Origin of the sequence: Streptomyces sp. SID1328, from assembly GCF_009865595.1 — a bacterium.
Classification (GTDB): domain Bacteria; phylum Actinomycetota; class Actinomycetes; order Streptomycetales; family Streptomycetaceae; genus Streptomyces; species Streptomyces griseoluteus.
On the sequence record NZ_WWKH01001076.1, the window covers coordinates 1 to 5,479 of the forward strand.

At 72.5% G+C, this 5,479-nt stretch carries 4 protein-coding genes; 3 read left to right on the top strand and 1 reads right to left on the bottom strand.

The genetic code is table 11. The annotated features are described in order from the left end of the window. The coding region (locus tag GT030_RS34815; RefSeq protein ID WP_161204480.1) for a peptidase M4 family protein at positions 1 to 486 on the top strand (486 nt) is incomplete at its 5' end. Between the two features lie 70 nt (positions 487 to 556). After that, positions 557 to 1,078 (top strand): DUF1990 domain-containing protein, encoded by a 522-nt coding sequence (locus GT030_RS34820; RefSeq protein WP_161204481.1) that lies wholly within the window; start codon positions 557 to 559, stop codon positions 1,076 to 1,078. A 62-nt stretch (positions 1,079 to 1,140) separates the two neighbouring features. On the opposite strand, the gene GT030_RS34825 is transcribed toward GT030_RS34820, so the two are convergent. Then, positions 1,141 to 3,759 carry a glycosyltransferase family 1 protein gene (locus GT030_RS34825; protein ID WP_161204482.1) on the bottom strand — a complete coding sequence of 873 codons (2,619 nt, stop codon included), beginning with the start codon at positions 3,757 to 3,759 and terminating at the stop codon, positions 1,141 to 1,143. Positions 3,760 to 4,193: 434 nt separating this feature from the next. Here GT030_RS34825 and GT030_RS34830 point away from each other — a divergent pair. Continuing rightward, positions 4,194 to 5,479, top strand: a 1,286-nt coding sequence (locus tag GT030_RS34830; RefSeq protein ID WP_161204483.1) for a maltotransferase domain-containing protein, incomplete at its 3' end; no start/stop codon positions are given.

Here is a 5,479-nt window from a genome sequence, read left to right on the forward strand (position 1 = left end):
ACCTCGGACATCTTCGGCACGGGCGTGGAGTTCTACGCGAACAACGCCTCCGACCCCGGTGACTACCTCATCGGCGAGAAGATCGACATCAACGGCGACGGCACCCCGCTGCGCTACATGGACAAGCCCAGCAAGGACGGCGGCTCGGCGGACTACTGGTCCTCCTCGGTCGGCAGCAAGGACGTGCACTACTCGTCCGGCGTCGCCAACCACTTCTTCTACCTGCTGTCCGAGGGCAGCGGCGCGAAGACGGTCAACGGGGTCTCGTACAACTCCCCGACCTACAACGGCTCCACGGTCACCGGCATCGGGCGCGCCAAGGCGCTCCAGATCTGGTACAAGGCGCTGACCACGTACATGACCTCCACCACCAACTACAAGGCGGCCCGCACGGCGACGCTGAACGCGGCCTCCGCGCTCTACGGCTCCGGCAGCGCCGAGTACAACGCGGTGGCGGCGGCCTGGTCGGCGGTCAACGTCAGCTAGTGGTCCAGTAGTTGAGACTGGGCGCCCCCTGGAAAGGTGATCTTCCGGGGGGCGCCCTAGTCTGGTGCCCATGTCCTCGGCGCCCTTCACCTACGAGCCGGTCGGCGCTACCCGCGACGATCTCGCCGTCTGCCCGCCCGGCTTCCACCACCTCTTCTCCCGCACCCGGATCGGCGAGGGTCCGGGCGTCTTCCGCCGGGCCACGGAGGCGGTCCTGACCTGGGAGATGCACCGCGCGATGGGCGTCGGCATGGAGACCACCGCCGAGCGCGCGACCCCCGGCACCGAGGTCACGGTCAACCTGGCGGGCATGATCAAGGCCCCTTGCCGGGTCGTCTGGGCCGCCGACGAGCCCCGCCGCGCGGGCTGGGCCTACGGCACCCTGCCCGGCCACCCCGAGGACGGCGAGGAAGCCTTCGTCGTCGAGCGCACCGGCGACGGCACGGTCTGGCTCACGGTCGCCGCCTACAGCCGCCCCGCCAAGTGGTACACCCGCACCGCCGGCCCCGTCGCCCGCGCCCTCCAGCACGCCTACGCCCGCAGGTGCGGCGCCACCCTGAAACGCCTCTGCGCGGACGAGGACGAGAGCTAGGGCCGCACGACGAGCCTGCCGGGGCTGGGCCGGCGGACGGCCCACCCCCGGCAGCGGACCACTCAGCGCAGCAGCACCCCCGCCGACTCCACCGCCTCCTCCGAAGGTGCGGTCACCAGGCCCGTCTCCGCCGTGGAGGCGAGGAGGCGGTGGGCGGGGAGGATGCGGACGGTGTAGCCGAAGGGGCCGGTGCGGTCGAGGAAGAGGGGGCCCTCGTAGAGCCAGCGGCCCTCCAGGTCGGGGCTGCCGACCGGCTTCAGCGGGTTCGTGCCGGCGTCGGTGATGCGGTCGCCGGAGTCGACCCGGCCGGAGACCACCTGCACCTCCACGTCGTCCGGGGTCAGCTCACCGAGCCCCACCCGCACCCGCACCCCGACACTGGAGCCCAGCTCCGCGGTGGCGGTGGGCGCGGTGGTCTCCACGTGGTCCACGCTCACACCGGGCCACGCGGCACGCACCCGCGCCTTCCAGTCGGCCAGTTCGCGCGCGGTGTCCGGGGCGAGCGCGCGGTGGGCCTGGGCGGCCGGGGCGTAGAGGCGCTCGACGTACTCGCGGACCATGCGGCCGGCGAGCACCTTCGGGCCCAGCAGGGTGAGGGTCTGGCGGACCATCTCGATCCACCGGTCGGGCAGCGAGGCCCGGCCGCGCTCGTAGAAGCGGGCGGTGACCCGGCCCTCCAGGAGTTCGTACAGCGCGGCGGCCTCGATGTCGTCCCGGCGCTCGTGGTCGGTGGCCGCGCCGTCCGCCGTGGGGATGGCCCAGCCGAAGTCGGGCTGGAACCATTCGTCCCACCAGCCGTCCTGCACCGACAGGTTGAGACAGCCGTTCAGCGCGGCCTTCATCCCGGAGGTGCCGCACGCCTCCAGGGGGCGCAGCGGGTTGTTCAGCCAGATGTCGCAGCCGGGATAGAGCTTCTGCGCCATCCCCATGCCGTAGTCGGGCAGGAACACGATCCGGTGCCGTACCCGCGGGTCGTCCGCGAACCGCACCAGCTCCTGGACGAGCTTCTTGCCGCCGTCGTCCGCCGGGTGCGCCTTGCCCGCCACCACGATCTGCACCGGCCGCTGCGGGTGCAGCAGCAGCTCGGTCAGCCGCTCCTTGTCCCGCAGCATCAGGGTGAGCCGCTTGTAGGAGGGCACGCGCCGGGCGAAGCCGATGGTGAGCACGTCGGGGTCGAGCACCCCGTCGATCCAGCCCAGCTCGGCGTCGGCCGCCCCGCGCTGCCGCCAGGAGGCGCGCAGCCGGGACCGTACCTCCAGCACGAGCTGTTCCCGCAGGGTGCGGCGCAGCTCCCAGATCTCCTGGTCCGGGATCTCCGCGACCGCGTCCCAGCGCTCGGACCCGCCGACGGTGAGCGCGTCCTCGGCCCGCTGCACGCCGAGCTGGCGCGAGCCCAGCCGCAGTACCTCGGGGGCGACCCAGGTCGGGGCGTGCACCCCGTTGGTGACCGAGGTGATCGGCACCTCCTCGGCGTCGAACCCCGGCCAGAGTCCCGCGAACATCTCCCGGCTGACCCGCCCGTGCAGCAGGGACACGCCGTTGGCCCGCTGGGCCAGGCGCAGCCCCATCACGGCCATGTTGAACAGGCCCGGCTCGCCGCCCGGGTAGGTCTCGGTGCCCAGCGCCAGCACCCGGCGCGGGTCGAGACCGGACAGCTCGGCGTCTGGCCCGAAGTGCCGGGCGACCAGGTCCCGGTCGAAGCGGTCGATGCCGGCGGGCACGGGAGTGTGCGTGGTGAACACCGTCCCGGCCCGTACGGTCTCCAGCGCCGCGTCGAAGTCCAGCCCCAGCCTGCCCAGTTCGGCGATGCGCTCCAGGCCGAGGAACCCGGCGTGCCCCTCGTTGGTGTGGAACACCTCCGGCTCGGCGTGCCCGGTGAGCCGGCAGTAGGTGCGCACCGCGCGGACACCTCCTATGCCGAGCAGCATCTCCTGCAGCAGCCGGTGCTCGCTGCCGCCGCCGTAGAGCCGGTCGGTGACGCCGCGTTCGGCCGGGTCGTTCTCCTCCACGTCGGAGTCGAGCAGCAGCAGTGGCACCCTGCCGACCTGTGCGACCCAGATCCGGGCGTTCAGGGCGCGGCCGCCGGGCAGCGCGAGGGAGACGCGGGCGGGGGTGCCGTCGTCCTCCTTGAGCTGGACGAGAGGCAGCTCGTTGGGGTCGAGGACGGGGTAGTGCTCCTGCTGCCAGCCGTCGCGGGAGAGGGTCTGGCGGAAGTAGCCGTGCCGGTAGAGCAGTCCGACGCCGATCAGCGGGGCGCCCAGGTCGCTGGCGGCCTTGAGGTGGTCGCCGGCCAGGATGCCGAGGCCGCCGGAGTACTGGGGCAGGGCCGCGGTGATGCCGAACTCGGGCGAGAAGTACGCGACCGCGGCGGGCAGCCCGTCACCCTGCTGCTGGTACCAGCGGTCGCCGGTCACGTAGTCGTCCAGGTCGTCGGCGACCGCGGTCAGCCGGCGCAGGAAGCGCCGGTCCTCCGCCAGCTCGGCGAGGCGCGCGGGGCTCACCCGGCCCAGCAGCCGGACCGGGTCGCCCTCGGCGGCCGCCCAGTGCTCGGGGTCGACGGACTGGAACAGGTCGCGCGTCTCCGCATGCCAGGACCAGCGCAGGTTGCGCGCCAGGTCGCTGAGCGGCCGGAGGGGTTCGGGGAGAACTGGACGGACGGTGAACCGACGGATCGCCTTCACATTCACCTCGGACGCGTCGCATGGTGAGACGCACGGCGCTGTACGTCTCGTCGTCATTGTCGACGGTAGTGGTTACCGGGGCGTCACCGAGGACGCATCCGGGTGAAGCGGCCCGATTACGGCACATCAGGTACGCAGGGGAACGGAGCGCGGACGAGGGGCGCGGGGTGCGCAAGCGCCGGGAAGTGCCGGGAATTGGCCGAACCCCGCCGTACCGGGGGGAGTCAAGGCACGCCGGGCGGGAATCCGGGAGACGTAAGGCCGGGCCCGTACGCAGTTGTACGCGCGAGTAGTTAACCAAAGTTCCGGATTGCCCACCCGAACGGGGTGGGAAGGCTCCCCCGGTACGACGCACCAGGCACCACAGCACCGCAGCAGGAAACCGTCGCCCGCACACCCGGCCCACACTCATGTCGACGCGGACAGGAGCGGTCATGCCCGCCACGCACCACTCGTCAGCACCGGTGACCCCCGGCAAGGCGGCCGGCAGAAAACCGGCCCGGCCGGCCCACAAGGCCCCACCGCCGGACGCGACCCCGACCGCCGCGCCCGAGCCCCCCGCAGGGCAGCCCGTGACGGGCCGTATCCCGGTCCTGGACGTGCGGCCGGTGGTCCAGGGCGGGCGCAGGCCCGCGAAGGCGGTGCCCGGCGAGGTCTTCGAGGTGTCGGCCACCGTGTTCCGCGAGGGGCACGACGCGGTCGCCGCCGACGTCGTGCTGCGCGACCCGGACGGCCGGCCCGGCCCCTTCACCCCGATGCGCGAACTCGCCCCCGGTACCGACCGCTGGGGCGCCCTGGTCAGCGCGGACCGGCCCGGCACCTGGACCTACTCGGTGGAGGCGTGGTCCGACCCGATCGCCACCTGGCGGCACACCGCCGAGATCAAGATCCCGGCCGGCATCGACACCGAGGCCGTGCTGGAGGAGGGCGCGCGGCTGTACGAACGCGCGGCCGCGGGGGTCCCGGCGAAGCTCCGCGACACCGTGCTGGACGTGGTCACGGCCCTGCGCGACGAGGACCGTCCGGCCGCCTGGCGCCTGGCCTCGGCCCTGGCCCCGGAGGTCTCCGAGGTCCTCGCCCGCCACCCCCTGCGTGAACTGGTGACGGCCTCCGACCCCCTCCCCCTGCTGGTGGAGCGGCAACGGGCGCTGTACGGCTCGTGGTACGAGTTCTTCCCGCGCTCGGAGGGGACGCTGGACGAGCCGCACGGCACGTTCCGGACGGCGGAGAAGCGTCTTGAGGCCATCGCGGAGATGGGCTTCGACGTGGTCTACCTGCCTCCGATCCATCCGATCGGGACCACGCATCGCAAGGGCCGCAACAACACGCTGACCGCGACCCCGGACGACGTCGGTGTCCCCTGGGCGATCGGCTCCTCCGAGGGCGGCCACGACGCCATCCACCCCGACCTCGGCACGCTCGAGGACTTCGACCACTTCGTGGGCCGGGCAGGCGAGTTGGGCCTCGAAGTCGCCCTGGACTTCGCCCTCCAGTGCTCCCCGGACCACCCGTGGGTGGAGAAGCACCCGCAGTGGTTCCACCACCGCCCCGACGGCACGATCGCCTATGCCGAGAACCCGCCGAAGAAGTACCAGGACATCTACCCCATCGCCTTCGACGCCGACATGGACGGCCTGGTCACCGAGACGGTACGGGTGCTCCGCCACTGGATGGAGCACGGCGTCCGCATCTTCCGCGTCGACAACCCGCACACCAAGCC